We start from the raw sequence: 18,055 nt of genomic DNA, 5'->3' as shown, positions 1-18,055 counted from the left end.
GGCGGCCCGTGACCAGAACGCTCGCCGAGGATCGGCGGACCTCAACAGGCAAGACCCCGCGCGGGCGGCGGGATGGCCGCGCGGCGGTGCTCCGGCAGCTGCGCGAGCGCCCGCTGTCCCGCACCGACCTGGCCGAGCTGACCGGGATCAGCCAGCCGGTGATCACCAGGCTCGTCCGCGACCTGCTGGCGGACGAAGCGGTGCACGAGATCGGAGCGGCCGGCTCCACCGGCGGCCGCCGCCCGGTGCTGCTGGCGATCCGGCCGCGAAGCCGCTGGGTGCTGCTGGCGCGACTGGCCCGCGGGCGAGCCGAACTGGCGTTGGCCGATCTCACCGGCACCGTGGTGGCCCACCGGCACGCCGCCTACCAGGGCGACCGGATGGAACCGGAATGGCTGGTCGGGGAGCTCGTCGCGCTGTGCCGGGCGAACGGGCTGACCGACATAGACGTGTGCGGGGTGGCGATCGCGGTGCCGGGCGTGGTGGCGCCCGGCACCGGAGTCGTCGGCACCGCGCCGGACCTCGGCTGGACCGGCCCGGAGGCGCTGGGAGACGCGCTCGCGGGCAGGTTCGGTGACTGCGTGCTGGTGGACAACGACGTCAACCTGATGCTCACCGGCGAACGGGTGCATGGCGCGGCCCGCGGAGCCGACGACGTGGTGCTGCTCTACATCGGACGATTCATCGGGGCGAGCATCATGCTCGGCGGGCGAGTGCTGCCGGGCGCGCACGGTGCCAGCGGCGAGATCGGCCTCCTGCCCCTGCGCGAGCCGACCGGCGACGCCACGGTGGAGCAGCGATACGGGCTGGGCGGGCTGGCCGACGCGATCGGCACCGCGGAACCGGTGCAGGCGCTCACCGACCGAGGTCGGCTGGACGAGGTGGTCGCGGCGTGGACCCACCTGGCCGTGGTGCTGGCCCTGACCGTGGACCCGGCGCTGGTGCTGGTCGGCGGCGCAGCCACCGAACTCGGCGAACCCGGGCTGGTCGGCATCCGGTCCGAGTTGGCCCGGCGGGTGCCGGTCTGCCCGGACGTCCGCTTCGCGGAACTCGGCGACCGCGCGGTCACCCAGGGAGCGTTGGAGCGAATCCGCGACCTGGTGATCGACTCAGGCGCCCTCCGCGACTGACGAGCCCCGCGGCGCGAGTCCGTCCCGTGTGTACTTTGTGCTGCTATAGAGGGCTGTTTTGGATGTGGTGACGTGCGGATGTGGTAACGCGGGCGCTTTGTCTTTGAAGCGGCGCAGCCGCTTAGCCCACGCACGCCGCTTGCACCGCAGCGGGTTCTCAGAGGTCTTCTCGCGAGGACAGCCCCGACGTGGTGAATTGGTCATTCATGATGTCGGGGATCCCACAGCGAGAAGACCTCTGAGGTTCCGCCACCCGCACCGCTACGCAGGACGAGTTTGGAAACAGGCTCTATAGCGACACAAAGTACACACGGGACCTAGCCAGAGCTCAGGACTTCGCGGGGCCGTAGGTCAGGTGCACCACGCCGTTCTCGAACACTTCCTGGTCGGTCAGGGACAGCGGGAGGCGCTGGGTGCCTTCCGGGAACAGCCTCTCGCCGGAACCGAGAACGAGCGGGTAGACCAGCAGGTGCAGGCCGTCGACCAGGCCGTCGGCCAGCAGCGCGCGCACCAGCTTGCCGCTTCCGCTGATGTAGATGTGGCCGTCGACCTCGTTCTTCAGCTTCTGGATCGCCTGCGGGTCGTAGGCCCCGAACACCGTCGAGTTCTTCCAGGCGTCGGCCGTGGTCAGGGTGGACGACACCACGTACTTCGGGCTGTCGTTGAAGAACGGCGCGCCCGGGTCGTCTTCGGCGGTTCGCCCGGACCAGGCCGGGGCGAACATCTCAAAGGTGGTGCGCCCCAACAGGATCGCGCTGCTGGCTTCGGTCAGGCCGCCGATCGCCCGGCCCATTCCCTCGGTGAAGCCGTACTCGGCCGTCCAGCTCGGGCTCTCGAACACGCCATCGAGGCTGACGAACTCGTGCACGTGGATCTCGCCCATGTCGGTCTCTTTCCGTTTCGGTGGTGGCATGCGGTCCGGGCCCGCGACGTGCCGGTGGCCCAACGGTACAGACCCCGGCCGCGCGAAAACTCATCTACGACCGAAAAGGGACATTAGGTATTTCGTCGCGCCGCGTGATCCAGATCGGACGAACGCGCGACGGACCGATGAGTTCCGGCCGCCTCGGTCGTCTACCTGTTGGACCTGGTGACGAAAGGTGGATGATGACCGACCTGCACGACATCCTGCGGAAGCACGTCGACAACGGATCGGTGCCGGGAGCGGTGGGACTCGTGGCGCGCGGTGACCGGGTCGAGGTGGCCGCCGTCGGTTCCCTCGCCGTCGGTGGTGCCCCGATGACCCGGGACTCGATCTTCCGCATCGCATCGGTCACCAAGACCATCGTCGCCGCAGCGGTGCTGATGCTGGTCGAGGACGGCCGGATCGCGCTCCACGACCCGGTCCGGAAGTGGCTGCTGGAACTGGCCGAGCCGTCCGTCGTCCGCACGCCCGCCGGCGCGGTCGACGACGTGGTCCCGGCGGCCCAACCGATCACGGTGTTCGACCTGCTCAGCTCCACGGCGGGCTACGGCTTCGCATCCGACTTCGAGCTGCCGGCGGTGCAGAGCCTGTTCTCGGTGCAGAGGGACGGCCGCGAGCCGCAGAGCTTCCCGGCGACGGACGAGTGGATGGCCGAGCTGTCCCGGATTCCGCTGCTGCACCAGCCGGGCGAGGCGTGGCTGTACGACACCTGCTCGGCACTGCAGGGCGTGCTGATCGCCAGAGCCTCCGGCCGGTCCCTGCCGGACTTCCTGGCGGAGCGGGTGTTCGCGCCGCTGGGCATGGCCGACTCCGGGTTCGTGGTGCCGGCCGCCAACCGGGACCGGTTCACCAGCTACTACCGACCCGGTCCCGCCGGGCTGGAGCTCGCCGACGGCCCGGACGGGCAGTGGAGCACTCCGCCGGCGTTCCCGCTGGGTTCCGGCGGGCTGGTCGGGACCGTCGACGACTGGCTCGCCTTCGGCCGGATGCTGCTGGCCGGCGGCACCACCGCAGACGGCCGCCGGCTGCTGTCGGCCGATTCGGTGCGCATGATGACCAGCGATCACACCACCGCGGCCCAGCGCGAGATCGGCGAGGTGTTCCTGGAGGGGCAGGGCTGGGGATTCGGCGGCTCGGTCGACATCGCGGCCATCGATCCGTGTAACGTGCCGGGGCGCTACGGCTGGGTCGGCGGAACCGGGACGTCGGCGCACATCGTCCCGTCCACCGGCGCGGTGACCATCCTGTTCACCCAGGTCGCGACGGAAGGCCCCGTCCCGGCCGAGTGGATGCGGGACTTCTGGCGGTACGCGTGCTAGCGCCCCGGCCAGCTGTCCACAGCGGACGGTTGAGGTCAGGGTTTGCGGCCGATGCCACCGAGCGTGGACAGGTCGGCCGGGGAATCGGCCGGTGGCTCGTCGGGACGCCAGCGGGTGCAGGGCACCAGCCCGGGTTCGAGGATCTCCAGATCCCGGAAGTACTCGGCGATCTGCTCCGGGCTCCGGCTGTGGTACGGGATCGCGCCCGCGTCGGCCTGCTTGCGGCGGGCCGCCAGCAGCGCCGGATCGGTGTCCGGGCTGTCGAACAGCGCGAGGTAGCTGCCCGGCGGCAGTGCCCCCAGCAGTCGACGGACCAGGGACCACGGATCATCCTCGTCCGGGACCAGGCCGAGGATGCCGAACAGCACCAGTGCGACCGGGCGGTCGAGGTCCAGCGTGTCGGCGGCGCGCGCCAGGATGGTCTCCGGGTCGCGGATGTCGGCGTGGATGTAGTCGGTGGCGCCTGCCGGATTGCTGGTCAGCAGCGCCCGGGCGTGGGCCAGCACCAGCGGATCGTTGTCGACGTAGACGATCCGGCACTCGGGGGCGTGCCGTTGCGCGATCTCGTGGGTGTTGTCCGCGGTGGGCAGCCCGGTGCCGATGTCCAGGAACTGGCGCACGCCGGCCTCGACGACCAGGTGCCGCACGACGCGCGCCAAGAACGCCCGCCCGGCGCGCGCGGCGAAGTCGATTCCGGGGAACAGGGCGCGGAATTCGTCGCCGGCCGCGCGGTCGACGGCGTAGTTGTCCTTGCCGCCGAGCCAGTAGTTCCACATCCGCGCCGAGTGCGGCACGCCGGTGTCGATTTCGACGGGCTCGTGTGCCATTTCGCAATACCCCCTGTGACCGTTCGCGGCGAAAGTATCACGATCCACTCGCCGGAAAGGGCCTGTTCGGATGGGCCGCCGCTGGTGCGCCGCCGCCCTGGGCCTGTCACGCCCGTGTGCGACCCTCGAACCGCTTGAGGACCGCCACCGAAGCGCGCCTGGGAAATCTCCCGATCGAAGAGGAGCAAATATGACGACATCACGAGTAGTGGCAGTCAACCGCGGTGCCGAACACGCCGACGGTCAGGGGCCCAGGCGAGGCCCTCAGCACGACGCGCTCGGCGCTTGGGTGGGCAGGTGGATCAACGAAGGCCACATGATCAACGATGACGGAAGCCCCGGGCCGGCGATCACGACCTCCGACGTGTACGAGTGGGCTCCCGGCGGGTTCTTCATCCTCCACTCGGCATACGGGCGCATCGGCGAGTTCGGCGTCGGCGGCACCGAGATCATCGGGTACGACGAGACGAGTGGCGCCTACACGTCGCACTTCTTCGACAGCCAGGGAAACGTGACCGTCAGCAGCCTGATCGCGCGCGGCGACACGTGGACCTACCAGGGCGAAACGACCCGTTCCACAGTGGAGTTCAGCGACGGCCACCGCGTCCAGACCGTCCTGCACGAGCGCACCGATGACGGAACGACCTACAAGCCATCCATGAAGGTCACCCTCATCAAGGTCGAATGAGGCGCGTCCGACGCGGCCTGATCAGGCGGATTCGGTGCGGCCGTACGGCTCTTCGGGAACGGCGTGCGCGAGGACGAGTTTCAGCAGCAGGACCGCCGGGAGCCAGGCGAAGCCTTCCGGGCTGGGCAGCGTCGGGGCGATCATCACGCCGATGAGCACGACGAACAGCCCGAGCGGGCGCGCCAGGTAGAGCTGCGCGCGGGCGACCAGCACGACTCCCGCCAGGGCCCAGGCGTACCAAAGCGGTCCCCACCACCGCGGGCCGCCGAACAGCACGCCGATCAGGATCGGCTGCAGGTGGACGGCGGCGAAGCCGATCTCGTTGTGCAGCAACCGGTTCAGCCGGGTGGGCGGCAGCGGCAGTGGCCCGTGGTAGAAGCGCTTGGCGGCGTTGAGCCCGTTGGCGACCACGCCGCCGGCGAGGTCGTACACCAGGACGGCGCCGACCAGGTACTTCCACCACGGCCAGGGCAGGTCCCGCGCGGTCCAGAGCAGGACGGCGATGCCCGCCGCGGCCGCCAGGTGGGCCAACGTCCGTTCGGCGGTCGTGGCGCCGGTTCCGAAGAACCAGCTCGGCTTGGCCGAGGCGGATTCCCAGTCGATGCGTCGAGTGCGATGCCTGGTCGTCATGCCTCGTGCTCCTCGGGAACCGGGAGCAGCCCTGACGCGTAGATGGCCAGCGACTCGGAGGTCCAGCGGCCCATGCCCTCGGTCGTCAGCGGATCGACGCCGAGCACGTCGGTGAGCTGGTCGTGCAGGAGGAGCACGGCCAGGTCGTTGGCCATCAGGATCGCGGCGCGCATCGCGGGATCGCGGCCCGGCGCCGCCTTGCCCGCCGCCACCATGGCTCGCAGCCCCGCGCTGCTCGCCTCGTAGATGCGCCGCATCAGCCGTCGGCCCGGTTCGCCGCCCGCCAGCAGCAATCGGCGCAGGTAGGCGGGCAGGGGAGAGCCGGGAGGCAGGTGTCGCATCAGCGCCTCGACCAGCGATCCGGTCGCCGCGGCGTCCCGCGGATCCGGCGCCGGTCCGGCGGTCAGCGCGTCGAGCATCGCTTCGAACGCGTTGAACACGTGCTGATCGACGGCTTCCCGCAGGCCTTCCTTCGAGCCGAAGTGGTGCATCACCAGCCCCGGCGAGACGCCCGCCGCGGCGGCGATCTGCCGCATCGTCACCGCGTCCGGGCCGTGCTCGGCGAAAAGGCGCAGCGACTCCTCGCGGATGATCGCCCGCGTGGTCCGGTCCTCGTCCTTTGAACGCATGTTCAACATGCTAAACAGGTGTTCAATCTGGCGGGTAGGAGGGTGCCCGGAACGCGGTTCGGCGAGTCGTCAGCCGACCGCGTCGCGGATCGTGTTGTAGAGGTCCAGGACCGCCGCCGCCGTGGGGATTAGCGCGATGAGCACCGTGTATTCGAGGATGTCCAGCCAGCGGGCGCGGAGCGGGGACGGCAGGCTCGCCGGGTTTCGTCCGGCGTAGTGCAGGCATCCCGCTCCCGCCGTGACGGCGAACGCGGCGACCGCGAGCGTCCAGTAGTGGTCCAGTGTGGACAGCAGGCGCGCGCCAAGGCCGATCAGCAGGAGCAGGCCGATGACGATCACCGCCACTCGCTGCGCGGTACCCGCGTAGGAGCGCGAGCGCAGCAGCCACGCGGTGGCCACGAGCGCAACCAGCACCGCTGACCACGGCGACGGGTTACCTAGCAGCACGAGGCAACCTCCGGCCGTCACCAGGCCGAGCGCCGTGACCAGGCCGGTGAGGATGTCGGTCGCCGTCGTCGTCGGCCCGAGGACCGACGAGTCGAGCGTTGGTTGTTCGTCGGCCCGGAACGAGTCCATGTCCGCCGGCACCCGAGGCATCGGCAACCGGGCCAGGCGCAGCGCGATCATCGGTGCGGCTGCGGTGAGCGCGGCCGTCAGCGTCACCGAGACCGCCGCGACCGAGGCGCCCGGCAGGTCGAACAGCGGCACGCTTGCGGTGATCACCGCGCCGAGCGCCGAGGCCGCGATGATCGGCGCGAACACTGCGAACCGGTGGACCAGCATCGCCGCCGCCGTGGCGTACAACGTCACCGCGCCCAGGCCCGCGGCGAAGGATCCGATCTCGATCGGCCAGGGCACGTGCGGCGGCAGGGCCGTGATCCCGGCCAGCAGCGCCGCGACCACGCCCGCGCCCGCGGTCGCGCTCCCGGAGTCCAGGTCGCCCCGGGCTCGGGACAGGGCGCCGCCCGCGACCGCCAGCGCCACGGCGATCACCGCGCAGCCGATCGGTGCCGCCGGGCCGCCGGCCAGCGCCGCGGCCGCGAACACGGTGGCACCGACGAACAACGCCATGGCTGCGAAGAGGCTCAGGTGCCGCCCGGCCTTCGGCCGCCACGGCCCGGAGCGGACCTGCGCGGCACCGGCGATCGCGTCGACGGTGTCGTCGAAGACCAGCGGGATTTCCTGCCTCGGGCGGGGATTCAGGCAGAGGATCTCGCCGTCCTGCACCAACGTCGCGGACACCGTCAGGCCGGGAGCCAGCGCCGAGCCGCCGATGCGGGCGAGCACCCAGCCGGGATGCTGCTCCGGGCGGCTCGGCACGCCGGTGAGCCGGACGAGTTGCGGGATCAGCTCCGCCACCGTGCACTCCAGCGGCAGCGCGACATCCACCCTGGAGCCCGGGGCCACCACGGTCACCCGGCGCGGCGTGGGCATCACGTCCACTCGTCGGTGGCATCGAGCGCCGGCGCGAGCCGCTGCGCCGCGTGCTGCGCCAGCCGGTCCAGCGCGTCGTTGGCGGCTTCCACCACGATCGCGCCGATATCGCGGGCGTCGTACCGGCGCAGCGCCTCGGGGTCGATCGAGACGTCGGTGAACCTGCCGGTGCCCCGCACCGTGACGGTCACCTCGTTGTCCCGCGAGGAGCCTGAGACGAGGGTGGCGTCGACGTCCTGCCGGATGCGGTCGATCTCCGCCTGCTGGTGTTGCAACCGCCGCATCAACTCGGCGAGTTCGGGCGGATCGTCCGGGCCCTGGGTGGTGTGCAGCGCGTTCATCGGCGATGTCCCGTTCGGTTCAGGCGGCCACCGCGGCGGGTGCGCCGCTGTCGGCGAACAAGTTGGACAGTGTCTGGCTGAGCTCGTTCTTGGTCTGCTCGGCGCCCGACTCGGCCTCGGACTTCGCCTGGACCGCCTGCATGACCGCGTTCATGATGGCCAGCGCGATGGCCGCCTCGCGCCACGGCGAGGACATCGAGTGCGCCGCCCTGATGGCGTCCATCATGCGCTGCACGATGTCCATCGCCGTCTCGAAGAAGCTCTTCTTCTGCGTCTGCGCGGTGTTGCGCGCCTTGACCAGCGCGTCCGAGGCGGCGGTGAGCCGCTGGCTTTCCTTCTCCAGCGCCACTTTCAGGGCGTTGTTGAGCTGGTCGACGAAGTTGTCGGACGTCTGCCGGCAGGCGTCGTAGCCCCGGCCGTTCCAGGTCTCGCCCAGCTGGGTCACGATCTGCCCGGTCGCGGACGCGGCCGCCCCCACCTGCTGGGCGCACAGCGCGCAGTCCCGCGCTTTGGACCGCAATTCCCCCGGGTCGCCGGTGACGTCGCTGATCGTCTGGGCCAGCAACGACAGGCCCGCCCTGATGATCGCGGTGACCAGACTGGTGTCCATGCCGCACCTCCATTCCCCGCGAGCGTAGGTCCGTCGAGATGTCAGGTGGACGGTAAAAGTACCCACCTGCGCAGCGGCGGAGATGACCACACTCGGGTCCGGCACGCGTTTCGAGCCGGGGGAGTAGACCGATGCGGACCCAACCAGCGCTGCGCCTGGGGCGGGCGCCGGAGCAGCACAGCGGCGAGATCGTGCTGCAGGCGCCACCAAGCCTGGTCAAGGGCGGGCAGTCCTGGATGCAGATGCTGTTCATGGTGCCGATGATGCTGGGCATGGGCGCCATGTCGTTCGTCTACATCGGACGATCCGGCGGGCCGATGACCTACATCTTCGGCGGCCTGTTCCTGGTCGTGATGATCGGCATGATCACGATGTCGCTGGCCGGCGGGCGGCAGTCCACCAAGGCGAAGATCAACGAGGAGCGCCGCGACTACCAGCGCTACCTCGCCGGGCTGCGCAAGCAGGTGCGCGAGACCGCCGAGGCGCAGCGCGCCGCGCTGCTGTTCGCCCAGCCCGAACCGGAGGACCTGTGGACGCTCGTGGCGAGCCCGCGACGCTGGGAGCGCCGCAGGCGCGATCCGCACTTCGGGCAGGTGCGCATCGGCCGCGGGCCCCAGCAGCTGGCCACTCCGCTGCGCGCCCCGCAGACCGCGCCGCTGGAGGACCTCGACCCGGTTTCCTCGACCGCGCTGCGGCATTTCATCCGCACCTACTCGACGGTGCCCGATCTGCCGGTGGCCATCGCACTGCGCGGCTACGCCCGGATCGGCGTCAGCGGGCAGCGCGACGAGGCCAGCGAGCTGGTGCGCGCGATGCTCGCCCAGGCGGTCACCTTCCAGTCCCCGAACGACCTGCGGATCGGGCTGTGCCTGGGGCAGCGGCGCTGGGCCGACTGGGACTGGGTGAAGTGGCTGCCGCACGCCCAGGACGACACCGATCCCGACGCGGCCGGGCCGGCGAGGCTGGCGGCCGGTGACATCGGTGCGCTCGCGGAGCTGCTCGGCGGCGACCTCGGCGAGCGCGCGGCTTTCGGCAAGCAAGCCGACACCGAACGGCCGCACCTCGTGGTGATCGCCGATGGCGGCCGGGTGCCGCTGGAGGCCGAGCGGCAGGGCGTCACCGTGATCGAGCTGTCCGAACTGCCGCCGGCCGAGCCGCAGCCGAACGCCCTTTTCCTGCACGTCTCCGACGGTTTCATGGGCATGCTGGTCGGCAGCGACGACGAGGTCGGCTTCCGCTACATCGGCGAGCCGGACCGGTTGAGCACCACCGCCGCCGAGACGCTGGCCAGGTCGATGGCCCCGTGGCACTCCCCGGGCACCACCGGCGCCGAGACGCCGATGTCGACCACGTTCGGGCTGGCTGACCTGCTCGGCATCGGCGATCCGCGGGACACCGATCCGGTGGCCACCTGGCGTGCCCGCGCCGCCCGCGAGCGGCTGCGCGTCCCGCTCGGGCTCGATCCCGACGGGCTACCGGTCGAGCTGGACCTGAAGGAGTCCGCCGAGGGCGGGATGGGCCCGCACGGGCTGGTGATCGGCGCGACCGGCTCCGGCAAGAGCGAACTGCTGCGCACCCTGGTCACCGGGCTCGCCGTGACGCACTCGTCGGAGGCGGTGAACCTGGCGCTGATCGACTTCAAGGGCGGGGCGACGTTCGCCGGGATGAGCGCGCTGCCGCACACCTGCGCGGTGATCACCAACCTCTCCGACGACCTGGCCCTGGTCGACCGGATGGCCGACGCGATCAACGGGGAACTGGTGCGCCGCCAGGAGTTGCTGCGCGCGGCGGGGAACTACGCGTCGGTGCGGGACTACGAGCAGGCCCGCGAAGCGGGCGCCGACCTCGCGCCGCTGCCCGCGCTGCTGGTGATCATCGACGAGTTCAGCGAACTGCTGTCCAGCAGGCCGGAGTTCATCGACCTGTTCGTGATGATCGGCAGGCTCGGCCGAAGCCTGTCGGTGCACCTGCTGCTGGCCTCCCAAAGGCTGGAGGAGGGCCGCCTGCGCGGGCTGGACGCGCACCTTTCCTACCGGATCGGGCTGCGCACGTTCTCGGCGTCGGAGAGCCGGACCGTGCTCGGCGTTCCGGACGCCTACCACCTGCCCGCGGTGCCGGGCTCGGCCTACCTGAAGAGCGACACCGACACGCTGCGCCGGCTCAAGGCCGCCTACGTCTCCGGCGAACTCCCGCCCCGGGCCGCCGGTTCGGCGCCGGCTCTCGCTCCCGGCCGGCGAGTGATCCCGTTCGGGCTGAACAAGATCGTGGATCCGAATCCGGCGCCCGAGCCGCAGGCCGAGCCGGAGCAGGTGGAGAGCACCGGCGAGACGATCATGGGTGCGATGGTGTCCAGGCTGATCGGCAAGGGCCCGGCCGCGCACCCGATCTGGCTTCCGCCGCTCGACGAGCCCCCGACTCTCGACCAGCTGCTGCCGCCGCTGGAGCTCGACCCGGAGCGCGGGCTCCGCCCGCGGGGCTGGAGCGCGAACCTGGCCGTCCCGGTGGCCACCGTGGACAAGCCCTTCGAGCAGCGCCGCGACCAGCTGTGGGTGGACTTCTCCGGGGCGGCGGGCAACGTCATGCTCATCGGCGCGCCGCAGAGCGGAAAGAGCACCTTCCTGCGCGGCATGATCGCCTCGCTCGCCCTCACCCACACGCCGGCGGAGGTGCAGTTCTTCCTGCTGGACATGGGCGGCGGCGCGCTCGGCGCGATCGCCGGGCTGCCGCACGTCAGCGGCCACGCCCTGCGGCGGGACGAGGAGCGCTGCCGGCGCATCGTCGCGGAGGCCACCACCCTGCTGGATCAGCGGGAGGCGTTCTTCGCCGAGAACGGCATCGATTCCATCCAGACCTTCCGGCAGCGCCGCGCGGAGTTCACCGAAAGCGTTGCCGGGCAACGCGAATTCGGTGACGTCTTCGTCGTCGTCGACGACTGGGCGACGGTGCGCCAGGAGTTCTCCTCCCTGGAGGACTCACTGGTCAAGCTCGCCACCCGGGGGCTCGGCTTCGGCATCCACGTGATCATCTCCACCACCTGGTGGCTGAGCATGCCGACGCCGCTGCGCGACAGCATGGGCACCCGCATCGAACTGCGGCTCGGCGACCCGAGCGACTCGATGATCGATCGCCGCGCCGCGCAGAACGTGCCCGCCGGAGCACCGGGCCGGGGCCTCACGGCGGAACGGCTCCACATGCTGGGCGCACTGCCCAGAGTGGACGGTGACCAGCGCGCCGAAACGTTGAGCACCGGCACCGCCGAGCTCGTCGCCCAGGTCTCCCGGGCCTGGCCGGGCGCGCCGGCGCCGCGCGTGCGGCTGCTCCCGCGCGAGATCACCGTCGACCGGCTCGGCGCGCCGTCCGGCCGCGCGATCCCGCTGGGCGTGGCGGAATCCGACCTCCAGCCGGTGTTCCTCGACTTCGACAAGGAGCCGCACTTCCTCGCGTTCGCCGACGTGGAGAGCGGGAAAACCGCGCTGCTGCGCACCATCGCCCACGGCATCGCCCACCGCTACACACCCGACGAGGCACGGATCATCGCGGTGGACTACCGGCGCGGGCTGCTCGGCGCGGTCGCCGAGGAGCACCTGCTCAGCTACGCCGGTTCCGAGCCGGTGCTCGACGACGTCGTCGCCCAGGTCGCGCAGGCCATGCGAGAACGCCTGCCCGGCCCGGACATCACGCCCGAACAGCTCCGCCGCCGCGACTGGTGGCAGGGCCGCGAGCTGTTCCTGCTCATCGACGACTACGAGCTCGTCGCCTCGCCCGGCAAGGTCACGCACCCGTTGCTGCCGCTGCTGGACCTCCTGCCGCACGCCCGCGACATCGGCCTGCACCTGGTGCTGACGCGCGGCAGCGGAGGCGCGGCGCGAGCCATGTTCGACCCGGTGGTCCAGCGCATCAGGGAGCTCGGCTCGCCGGGCCTGGTGATGTCGGGCAGCCGCGACGAAGGCGCCCTGCTCGGCGACGTCCGGCCGCGCAAGCAGCCGCCCGGACGCGGGGTCCTGGTGCGCCGCCGGGCCGGGCACGAACTGGTCCAGGTGGCCTGGACTCCGTTCGATGCGGGCAAAAGTGCCGTCGGTGACGGCGTGAGTTCTGCCGTGGGGAGCCGCGCCGAACGTCCCTAGTGTCATCAGTCGAAAGGAGGTGCGACATGAGCACACCCCAGGGTGTCGTCGTCGATCGGGCGATCATGACCAAGGCGGCCGGCGACTTCGACGACACGGCCACGCGGATCCGCGAAATGATGGCCAAGCTCAACGCCGAGGTGGAGGGTCTGGTCGGCGCGACGCAGAACTTCAACGGCGCGGCGCGGCTGGCGTTCGACCAGAACAAGATGCTGCTCAACGACAAGATCCAGCGCGCGCAGAACGCGTTGACCGTCATCGCGACGAAGTTCAACGAGGTCATGAACCAGCACGCGGGCTTCTCCGAGCAGCAGAGCACGCAGATCAACCAGACGACCGCGGCCGTGCACTCGGGCGGCATCATCGCCGGGCTCAACGGCTGAGGCGCACGGACCAGTCCGGGAAGGAGTGAGCAGACATGATCTACGCGGGTGGACCGTCGAGTGACACCGTCGCGATGAACTTCGGCGCGGTGGACAACGCGGGCGGCGCGCTGGTCCGGTATTCCGGCGCGATCGGCAACGCGCTCGGGGAGCTGGACACGGCGCTGAGCCCGGTCCGGGAAACGTGGTACCAGTCCGGCAGCCAGTCGGGTTCCGACGCGCGGACCGCCGAGGCCAACCTCCGCGGCGCGCTGGGCGAGATGACGCAGATCATCAACAACCTCGGCTCGTTGCTGAGCCGTTCGGCGATGGACGGCGCGGCCCTGGACTCGGCCCTGGCCGGCAAGTTCCAGCAGGGCGCGTAGAAGCCGTTTCAAATGTGGTTCGCGCAGCGGTGCGAGCAGCGGAACCTCAGATGCCTTCCCGACTCCGGGATTCCGGTGTCCAGCATCGGGGCCTGGCGAGAAGGCATCTGAGAACCCGCGGCGCTGCGAGCGGAACCCACGCCGCTCGTGAAACAGGCCTTATCCGGGCAGGGGCCTCGCTCCGGGATCGGGAGAGGTGAGTGCGCGATCCCGGAGCGGGGGCGGCGCTGCCAGTGCGCGGTCGCATCGATGTGCGGAAAGGGATGTCCATGTCCAGCAACGAGTCGTTCGCGGTCCATCTGCAGTCGCTGATGGAGTTCGCCGGTGAACTCGCCACCCAGCTGTCCGGGATGGACCGGCCGTCCGGGCAGCTCGACTCGCTCACCGAGCGCGAGCTGCGGCTCGGCGAGTTCGGTGAGGCCCATTCGCTGTGGGAGAACCACTTCCTGGCGATGGCGGAGATGCGCAGCCTGGTGGGCCGTGCACGGGAGGCGATCGACTTCGCCGAGAAGATCACCGGCACCGTGCTCACCGCATACGAACAGCACGACGACCAGGTCACCTCGTCGCTGTCCGGGCTTGGCGCGGCCGTGCAGTCGGTCGGCCTGCCCGGTGTGGGGAAGGCGTGAGCGAGATGCGGGAACCGACGAACTTCTCCGCGTACAGCCATTCTCAGCTCTACGCGATGCTGCAACGCGGCGACGACACATCGGTACGTCCGGCCGCCGACTCCTGGGACAGCGTCGGCGCCGCCCTGCACGAGCAGGCCGGCAACCTGGAGGCCAAGCTGGCGAAGTTCCAGGACGAGTGGCGGGGCGGCGCTTCTGAGCAGTACCGGGTGATGATCACGGACCTCTCCGGCGGGCTCCGCCGGATCGCCGATGCGGCGTTCGCCATCCGCGACCGGGTGCACGACTCGGCCGACGCGCTGGCCAAGGCCCGCACCGATATGCCGCCCGCGGTCGAGGTCGCGGACCTACCGGACGAGACGGTGCGGCTGGCCACCACCTCGCTGGAGGTCGATCAGGCGACCTCGCCCGCGGCCGTGGCCCAGCTGCGCCAGCGGCAGGCCGATGCTGCGCAGGCGGTGCAGAAGCACCAGCAGGCGAGCGCGGCCGCGGATGCCGCCCACGCCAAGGCGATCGCGGTGATGACCGAGCTCGGCGGCAAGTACCGCGCGGCAGATCAGGGGATGCCGCTGGCGGATCAGACGACGGTGCCGGACGCGCCGGTGCCCGGCGACGGCGCCGGTGATGACGGCGGTGATGACGGCGGCCACGGCGGCCATGGCGGAACCGACGGTGGGGCAGGGGAACCCGAGCCCGGGCAGCAGCCCGAGCCGAAGCCGGGCGAGAAGCCGCACACGCCGCCGTTGTTCGGCAACATGTTCACCGCCGGCCTGGCCGCGGCGTCGGCCGCCGGCATGGGACGGCTCGGCGGCTTCCGGCCCCCGAAGGTGCCGGAGTGGGGAAAGCCGAAAGACCCCGCGGACGAGGAGAAGGACGACGCCAAGCCGATCGGCATGCCGCGCGGAGCGATGCCCGGCCTCGGCGGGGGATCGCTCGGCGGCGGGGCAGGCATGCCCGCGCCGACGGCGGCGGCCGGGTTGAGCGGCATCGCGTCGGCGCCGAACGCGATGGGAGCCGCGGGAGTGCTGGGAGCCGCGGCGGGAGCGGTGAACGCGGCAGGCAGCGGCGTCGGCGGCATGCCGATGATGCCGATGATGCCGTTCGCGCCAGGGGGACAGGACATGTCCGGCGCGCGCCGCATCCCGCCGTGGCTGGTGGAAACCGAGGAGGTCTGGGGCGAGTCCTCGGTCATCACCCCCTCCGTGCTCGGCGCCGAACCGCCGGACCAGCGCTCGTTCTAGGAGGAGAGGCGAATGCCAACGCTCACCGACCAGCAGATCGCGGAGCACGCCGCGAACGCCGGTTTCAGCGGCGAGGACCTGCGGATCGCGGTCGCCGTCGCGCTCGCGGAGTCGCGCGGGAACCCCGGGGCGATCGGCGACTTGTCCCTGCAGAACGAGGTGTACGGCCCGTCGGTCGGGTTGTGGCAGATCCGGTCGGTGAATCCCGGTCACGGCAACGCCTTCGACCAGCGGCACCGCAACGAGGCGGCGAACGCCGACCCGGCGACGAACGCGCGCAACGCCCACGCGATCTTCCAGGCGCACGGATGGGGCCAGTGGTCGACCTACACCGGCGGCCAGTACCGGGAGTTCATCGGCCGGGCGCGCGAGGCGATCCGGCAGGGCGGCCCGCAGAAGTCGGCGAACGGCGGCGCGTCCAGCAGCAACCCGGACGGTTTCCGGGCCGAGATCCCGAAGTTCTTCGACGCGGTGGCGAAACTCGTCGAGGGAACCAGGAATCCGCTGCTGAACACCTCGCAGGCGCTGCGGCACGGCGCCGCGTCGCAGAACGCGTTCGGCAGGGTGCAGGCGTCGTCCGCGGCGGCGGGCGCGCACCGGTCGAACATCACCAGCAGCTGCGAGGCCACCAGCAAAGCGCTGGACCGCGACCAGAAGTTCCGCGACGACCTGGACTGGGCGGCGCGGATGATCCGGCGGCACGACGAACGCGCTACCCGCGCCCAGCAGGCGCAGCGAGCCCTGCTCGACGACATCACCCCGCAGACCCTCAGGACCTGAGCGGTCGTTCGGATTCCTTGTGAGGAGCCAGGAGAATGGACCGTTCCGAGCAGATCTCGGGGGCGCGGTTCGCGGTGAACCACGCCGCGCTCGACACCGCGGCGCAGGCGTTGCCCGACCAGGTGGCGGTGCTCGGTGAAGCACGCCGCAACCTCACCGCGCGAACGCTGGTGACGTCCGCGTTCGCGAACGTGTCCGGGTCGCAGCAGGCGCAGGCCGGGCATCTCGGCAACATCCAGCACAACGAGCGCGGCCTGCAAGCGGCGTCCGGCAGGCTGACCGGGATCATCGACGGGATCTCGGCGTCGAACGTCGCGGTGCGCCGCTGGGACGCCGAGCAGGCCGCCAAGATCCGGCGGCTGAACCCGGACCTGACCGTCCCGGTGCCGGCCGACGGTACTTCCGGCGGCTCGTTCGCTGACCTGAACGCCGCCAACCGGGCCCAGATCGAGGCGGCGCGGGCCGCGGCCGGCGCGGAGCTGAAGGAGCTGGAAGCGAAGCCGGGGCCGGTGGGGCACGAGGCGGAGCTCAAGTACCTCCGGGAGAAGATCGCGGCGTACGACGAGATCCTCAACAGCAACACGCAGATCATCCAGTTCGACCCGTCGGGAGACGGGCGGATCGTGGGGCTGATCGGCCGGCTCGACTCCGACACCCGGTCGGTGGCCGTCCTGGTGCCGGGCATGAACACCGGGCTGGAGGACTTCCCCCGCTACGCGGACCGGGTGGGCAGCTTCGCGGGCGCCGACCCGACCGGCCGGACGGCGTCGGTGCTGTGGATGAACGGCGACTTCCCGCAGGGCCTGCCCGAGGCGAGTTCGGCGGCCCTGTCGCAGGAGATGGCGCCGCGGCTGGCGGATTTCGTGAACGACGACCTGCGGCCGAGGCTGGGGGAGGGCGCCCAGGTCACCGTGATCGGGCACAGCTACGGCGGGGCGATCGTCGGCCTGGCCGACGCGGCGGGCATGCGGGCGGACAACGTGGTCCACGTGGCCTCGGCGGGGATGGGCGAGGGCGTGACGGAGCTGACCAACCCGTATCCGAGCGCCAGGTATTCGGTCACGATGGAGCACGACCCGATCCAGTGGGCGCAGGGCCGCGTCCACGGGCCCGACCCGGACGACTTCCCCGGCGTCACGCCGCTGCCGTCCAGCCGCGATTCGGATGGCTGGTTCATCCCGGACGCGTCCTCCCACAGCAGCATCCTGGACCCAGGATCGGCTTCCTGGCGAGACATCAACGACGTCGTCCACGGCACCGTCCGAGACAGGCAGTCCGCGCACTGAACAACCGACCACTGTGGACCAGCCACCAAGCCCGGCCGCTGAGCGCAAAACCCCCCGTCGCTCAGCGGCCGTTCCACTTCCCTACCCGCCGATCGAGCCCGGTGGTCGTGAGTGGCGATGGTCGTTCGAGCGACCACTCCCACTCACGACCCCGCTACGCTTCCGCCCAGACGCCGAGTTCGTTCCCGCTCGGGTCGGTGAAGTGGAACCGGCGTCCACCGGGGAACTCGTACGGCCCGTTCACGACTCGGCCACCGGCGTGCTTCACCGCCTCCACGGACCGGTCCAGGTCGGTCGAGTAGAGCAGCACCAGCGGCCCGCCCGCTCGCACCTCCTGGTCGGCGCGCAGACCGCCCACTTCGGGCGCGGATTCGTCCTGCGCGCCCCGGATGCCGGCGTACCCGGGGCCGTAGTCGTTGAACCGCCAGCCGAACGCTTCGGCGTAGAAGCGCTTGGCCAGTTCGAGGTCGGTAACCGTGAGCTCGACGTAGTCGATGGCGTGGTGCCGGTGCGGAGATGACTGAGACATGTCCTGCATTGTGCACGCGGGGTAGGACATCGTGCGCTTTCAGCGGCCACCAACCACAGCCGCGCACTATGCGGCCAAGCTGGAAAGCCGCCGCAGGCGGGTGAAGCGAACGGACTGTTTGCCTCGTCTATCGGGACGAACGGTCCGTTCACTCCGTGCTAGCGGCATCGGGTGGATGGAGTGAA

Annotated in this window: 18 protein-coding genes; 10 read left to right on the top strand and 8 right to left on the bottom strand. The window is 70.9% G+C overall.

What is annotated here, in order from left to right; translation table 11 throughout:
• Window positions 1-8 precede the first annotated feature (8 nt).
• Window positions 9-1,130, top strand: a complete 1,122-nt coding sequence (locus AB0I53_RS03940; RefSeq protein ID WP_358595994.1) for an ROK family protein — start codon at window positions 9-11, stop codon at window positions 1,128-1,130.
• Window positions 1,131-1,458: 328 nt separating this feature from the next.
• On the opposite strand, the gene AB0I53_RS03935 is transcribed toward AB0I53_RS03940, so the two are convergent.
• On the bottom strand, window positions 1,459-2,013 hold the full coding sequence (locus AB0I53_RS03935; RefSeq protein ID WP_358595991.1) for a dihydrofolate reductase family protein: 555 nt from the start codon (window positions 2,011-2,013) through the stop codon (window positions 1,459-1,461).
• Window positions 2,014-2,237: 224 nt separating this feature from the next.
• Between AB0I53_RS03935 and AB0I53_RS03930 the strand changes: the two genes are divergently transcribed.
• A complete protein-coding gene (locus AB0I53_RS03930; RefSeq protein ID WP_358595988.1) occupies window positions 2,238-3,374 on the top strand; it encodes a serine hydrolase domain-containing protein in 1,137 nt (378 codons plus the stop codon).
• A 35-nt stretch (window positions 3,375-3,409) separates the two neighbouring features.
• Here AB0I53_RS03930 and AB0I53_RS03925 read toward each other — a convergent pair whose 3' ends face one another.
• Window positions 3,410-4,201 carry an SAM-dependent methyltransferase gene (locus tag AB0I53_RS03925; RefSeq protein ID WP_358595986.1) on the bottom strand — a complete coding sequence of 264 codons (792 nt, stop codon included), beginning with the start codon at window positions 4,199-4,201 and terminating at the stop codon, window positions 3,410-3,412.
• Between the two features lie 190 nt (window positions 4,202-4,391).
• On the opposite strand from AB0I53_RS03925, the gene AB0I53_RS03920 reads away from it, so the two are divergent.
• On the top strand, window positions 4,392-4,889 hold the full coding sequence (locus tag AB0I53_RS03920; RefSeq protein ID WP_358595983.1) for a DUF1579 family protein: 498 nt from the start codon (window positions 4,392-4,394) through the stop codon (window positions 4,887-4,889).
• Between the two features lie 21 nt (window positions 4,890-4,910).
• On the opposite strand, the gene AB0I53_RS03915 is transcribed toward AB0I53_RS03920, so the two are convergent.
• From AB0I53_RS03915 to AB0I53_RS03895, 5 genes are all read right to left on the bottom strand, one after another.
• Complete coding sequence (locus AB0I53_RS03915; RefSeq protein WP_358595980.1) at window positions 4,911-5,519, bottom strand: hypothetical protein; 609 nt, start codon at window positions 5,517-5,519, stop codon at window positions 4,911-4,913.
• Entirely contained in the window at window positions 5,516-6,148 is a 633-nt protein-coding gene (locus AB0I53_RS03910) for a TetR family transcriptional regulator (RefSeq protein ID WP_358595977.1), read from the bottom strand. The genes AB0I53_RS03915 and AB0I53_RS03910 overlap by 4 nt, the downstream gene beginning before the upstream one ends.
• A gap of 69 nt (window positions 6,149-6,217) precedes the next feature.
• Window positions 6,218-7,582: a type VII secretion integral membrane protein EccD gene (eccD, locus tag AB0I53_RS03905; RefSeq protein ID WP_358595975.1), complete on the bottom strand. Its 1,365-nt coding sequence runs from the start codon at window positions 7,580-7,582 to the stop codon at window positions 6,218-6,220.
• Window positions 7,582-7,923, bottom strand: a complete 342-nt coding sequence (locus AB0I53_RS03900; RefSeq protein ID WP_358595972.1) for a YbaB/EbfC family nucleoid-associated protein — start codon at window positions 7,921-7,923, stop codon at window positions 7,582-7,584. The genes eccD and AB0I53_RS03900 overlap by 1 nt, the downstream gene beginning before the upstream one ends.
• Before the next feature lie 19 nt (window positions 7,924-7,942).
• On the bottom strand, window positions 7,943-8,533 hold the full coding sequence (locus AB0I53_RS03895; protein ID WP_358595969.1) for a hypothetical protein: 591 nt from the start codon (window positions 8,531-8,533) through the stop codon (window positions 7,943-7,945).
• Between the two features lie 131 nt (window positions 8,534-8,664).
• Between AB0I53_RS03895 and eccCa the strand changes: the two genes are divergently transcribed.
• The 7 genes from eccCa to AB0I53_RS03860 all read left to right on the top strand — a co-directional run bounded on the left by eccCa (window position 8,665) and on the right by AB0I53_RS03860 (window position 17,341).
• Complete coding sequence (eccCa, locus tag AB0I53_RS03890; protein WP_358595967.1) at window positions 8,665-12,657, top strand: type VII secretion protein EccCa; 3,993 nt, start codon at window positions 8,665-8,667, stop codon at window positions 12,655-12,657.
• Window positions 12,658-12,683: 26 nt separating this feature from the next.
• Entirely contained in the window at window positions 12,684-13,040 is a 357-nt protein-coding gene (locus AB0I53_RS03885; RefSeq protein ID WP_358595964.1) for a WXG100 family type VII secretion target, read from the top strand.
• 35 nt (window positions 13,041-13,075) lie between these two features.
• Entirely contained in the window at window positions 13,076-13,405 is a 330-nt protein-coding gene (locus AB0I53_RS03880) for a hypothetical protein (RefSeq protein WP_358595961.1), read from the top strand.
• 269 nt (window positions 13,406-13,674) lie between these two features.
• On the top strand, window positions 13,675-14,034 hold the full coding sequence (locus AB0I53_RS03875) for a hypothetical protein (RefSeq protein WP_358595958.1): 360 nt from the start codon (window positions 13,675-13,677) through the stop codon (window positions 14,032-14,034).
• A 5-nt stretch (window positions 14,035-14,039) separates the two neighbouring features.
• Entirely contained in the window at window positions 14,040-15,275 is a 1,236-nt protein-coding gene (locus AB0I53_RS03870) for a PPE domain-containing protein (RefSeq protein WP_358595955.1), read from the top strand.
• 12 nt (window positions 15,276-15,287) lie between these two features.
• On the top strand, window positions 15,288-16,055 hold the full coding sequence (locus tag AB0I53_RS03865) for a transglycosylase SLT domain-containing protein (protein WP_358595951.1): 768 nt from the start codon (window positions 15,288-15,290) through the stop codon (window positions 16,053-16,055).
• Window positions 16,056-16,090: 35 nt separating this feature from the next.
• Window positions 16,091-17,341, top strand: coding sequence for an alpha/beta hydrolase (locus AB0I53_RS03860; protein WP_358595948.1), 1,251 nt, complete (start codon window positions 16,091-16,093; stop codon window positions 17,339-17,341).
• Between the two features lie 154 nt (window positions 17,342-17,495).
• On the opposite strand, the gene AB0I53_RS03855 is transcribed toward AB0I53_RS03860, so the two are convergent.
• Window positions 17,496-17,870 (bottom strand): VOC family protein, encoded by a 375-nt coding sequence (locus AB0I53_RS03855; protein ID WP_358595946.1) that lies wholly within the window; start codon window positions 17,868-17,870, stop codon window positions 17,496-17,498.
• Window positions 17,871-18,055 lie beyond the last annotated feature (185 nt).

The organism is Saccharopolyspora sp. NPDC050389, from assembly GCF_040655595.1.
Classification (GTDB): Bacteria; Actinomycetota; Actinomycetes; order Mycobacteriales; family Pseudonocardiaceae; genus Saccharopolyspora.
Note: the sequence above shows the minus strand (reverse complement) of the source record. Positions and strands in the feature narration are given on the sequence as shown.

Coding starts and splice junctions, on each gene's coding strand:
- AB0I53_RS03935 (WP_358595991.1), bottom strand. CDS start 2,013: ATGGGCGAGATCCACGTGCACGAGTTCGTCAGCCTCGATGGCGTGTTC.
- AB0I53_RS03930 (WP_358595988.1), top strand. CDS start 2,238: ATGACCGACCTGCACGACATCCTGCGGAAGCACGTCGACAACGGATCG.
- AB0I53_RS03925 (WP_358595986.1), bottom strand. CDS start 4,201: ATGGCACACGAGCCCGTCGAAATCGACACCGGCGTGCCGCACTCGGCG.
- AB0I53_RS03920 (WP_358595983.1), top strand. CDS start 4,392: ATGACGACATCACGAGTAGTGGCAGTCAACCGCGGTGCCGAACACGCC.
- AB0I53_RS03915 (WP_358595980.1), bottom strand. CDS start 5,519: ATGACGACCAGGCATCGCACTCGACGCATCGACTGGGAATCCGCCTCG.
- AB0I53_RS03910 (WP_358595977.1), bottom strand. CDS start 6,148: ATGCGTTCAAAGGACGAGGACCGGACCACGCGGGCGATCATCCGCGAG.
- eccD (WP_358595975.1), bottom strand. CDS start 7,582: ATGCCCACGCCGCGCCGGGTGACCGTGGTGGCCCCGGGCTCCAGGGTG.
- AB0I53_RS03900 (WP_358595972.1), bottom strand. CDS start 7,923: ATGAACGCGCTGCACACCACCCAGGGCCCGGACGATCCGCCCGAACTC.
- AB0I53_RS03895 (WP_358595969.1), bottom strand. CDS start 8,533: ATGGACACCAGTCTGGTCACCGCGATCATCAGGGCGGGCCTGTCGTTG.
- eccCa (WP_358595967.1), top strand. CDS start 8,665: ATGCGGACCCAACCAGCGCTGCGCCTGGGGCGGGCGCCGGAGCAGCAC.
- AB0I53_RS03885 (WP_358595964.1), top strand. CDS start 12,684: ATGAGCACACCCCAGGGTGTCGTCGTCGATCGGGCGATCATGACCAAG.
- AB0I53_RS03880 (WP_358595961.1), top strand. CDS start 13,076: ATGATCTACGCGGGTGGACCGTCGAGTGACACCGTCGCGATGAACTTC.
- AB0I53_RS03875 (WP_358595958.1), top strand. CDS start 13,675: ATGTCCAGCAACGAGTCGTTCGCGGTCCATCTGCAGTCGCTGATGGAG.
- AB0I53_RS03870 (WP_358595955.1), top strand. CDS start 14,040: ATGCGGGAACCGACGAACTTCTCCGCGTACAGCCATTCTCAGCTCTAC.
- AB0I53_RS03865 (WP_358595951.1), top strand. CDS start 15,288: ATGCCAACGCTCACCGACCAGCAGATCGCGGAGCACGCCGCGAACGCC.
- AB0I53_RS03860 (WP_358595948.1), top strand. CDS start 16,091: ATGGACCGTTCCGAGCAGATCTCGGGGGCGCGGTTCGCGGTGAACCAC.
- AB0I53_RS03855 (WP_358595946.1), bottom strand. CDS start 17,870: ATGTCTCAGTCATCTCCGCACCGGCACCACGCCATCGACTACGTCGAG.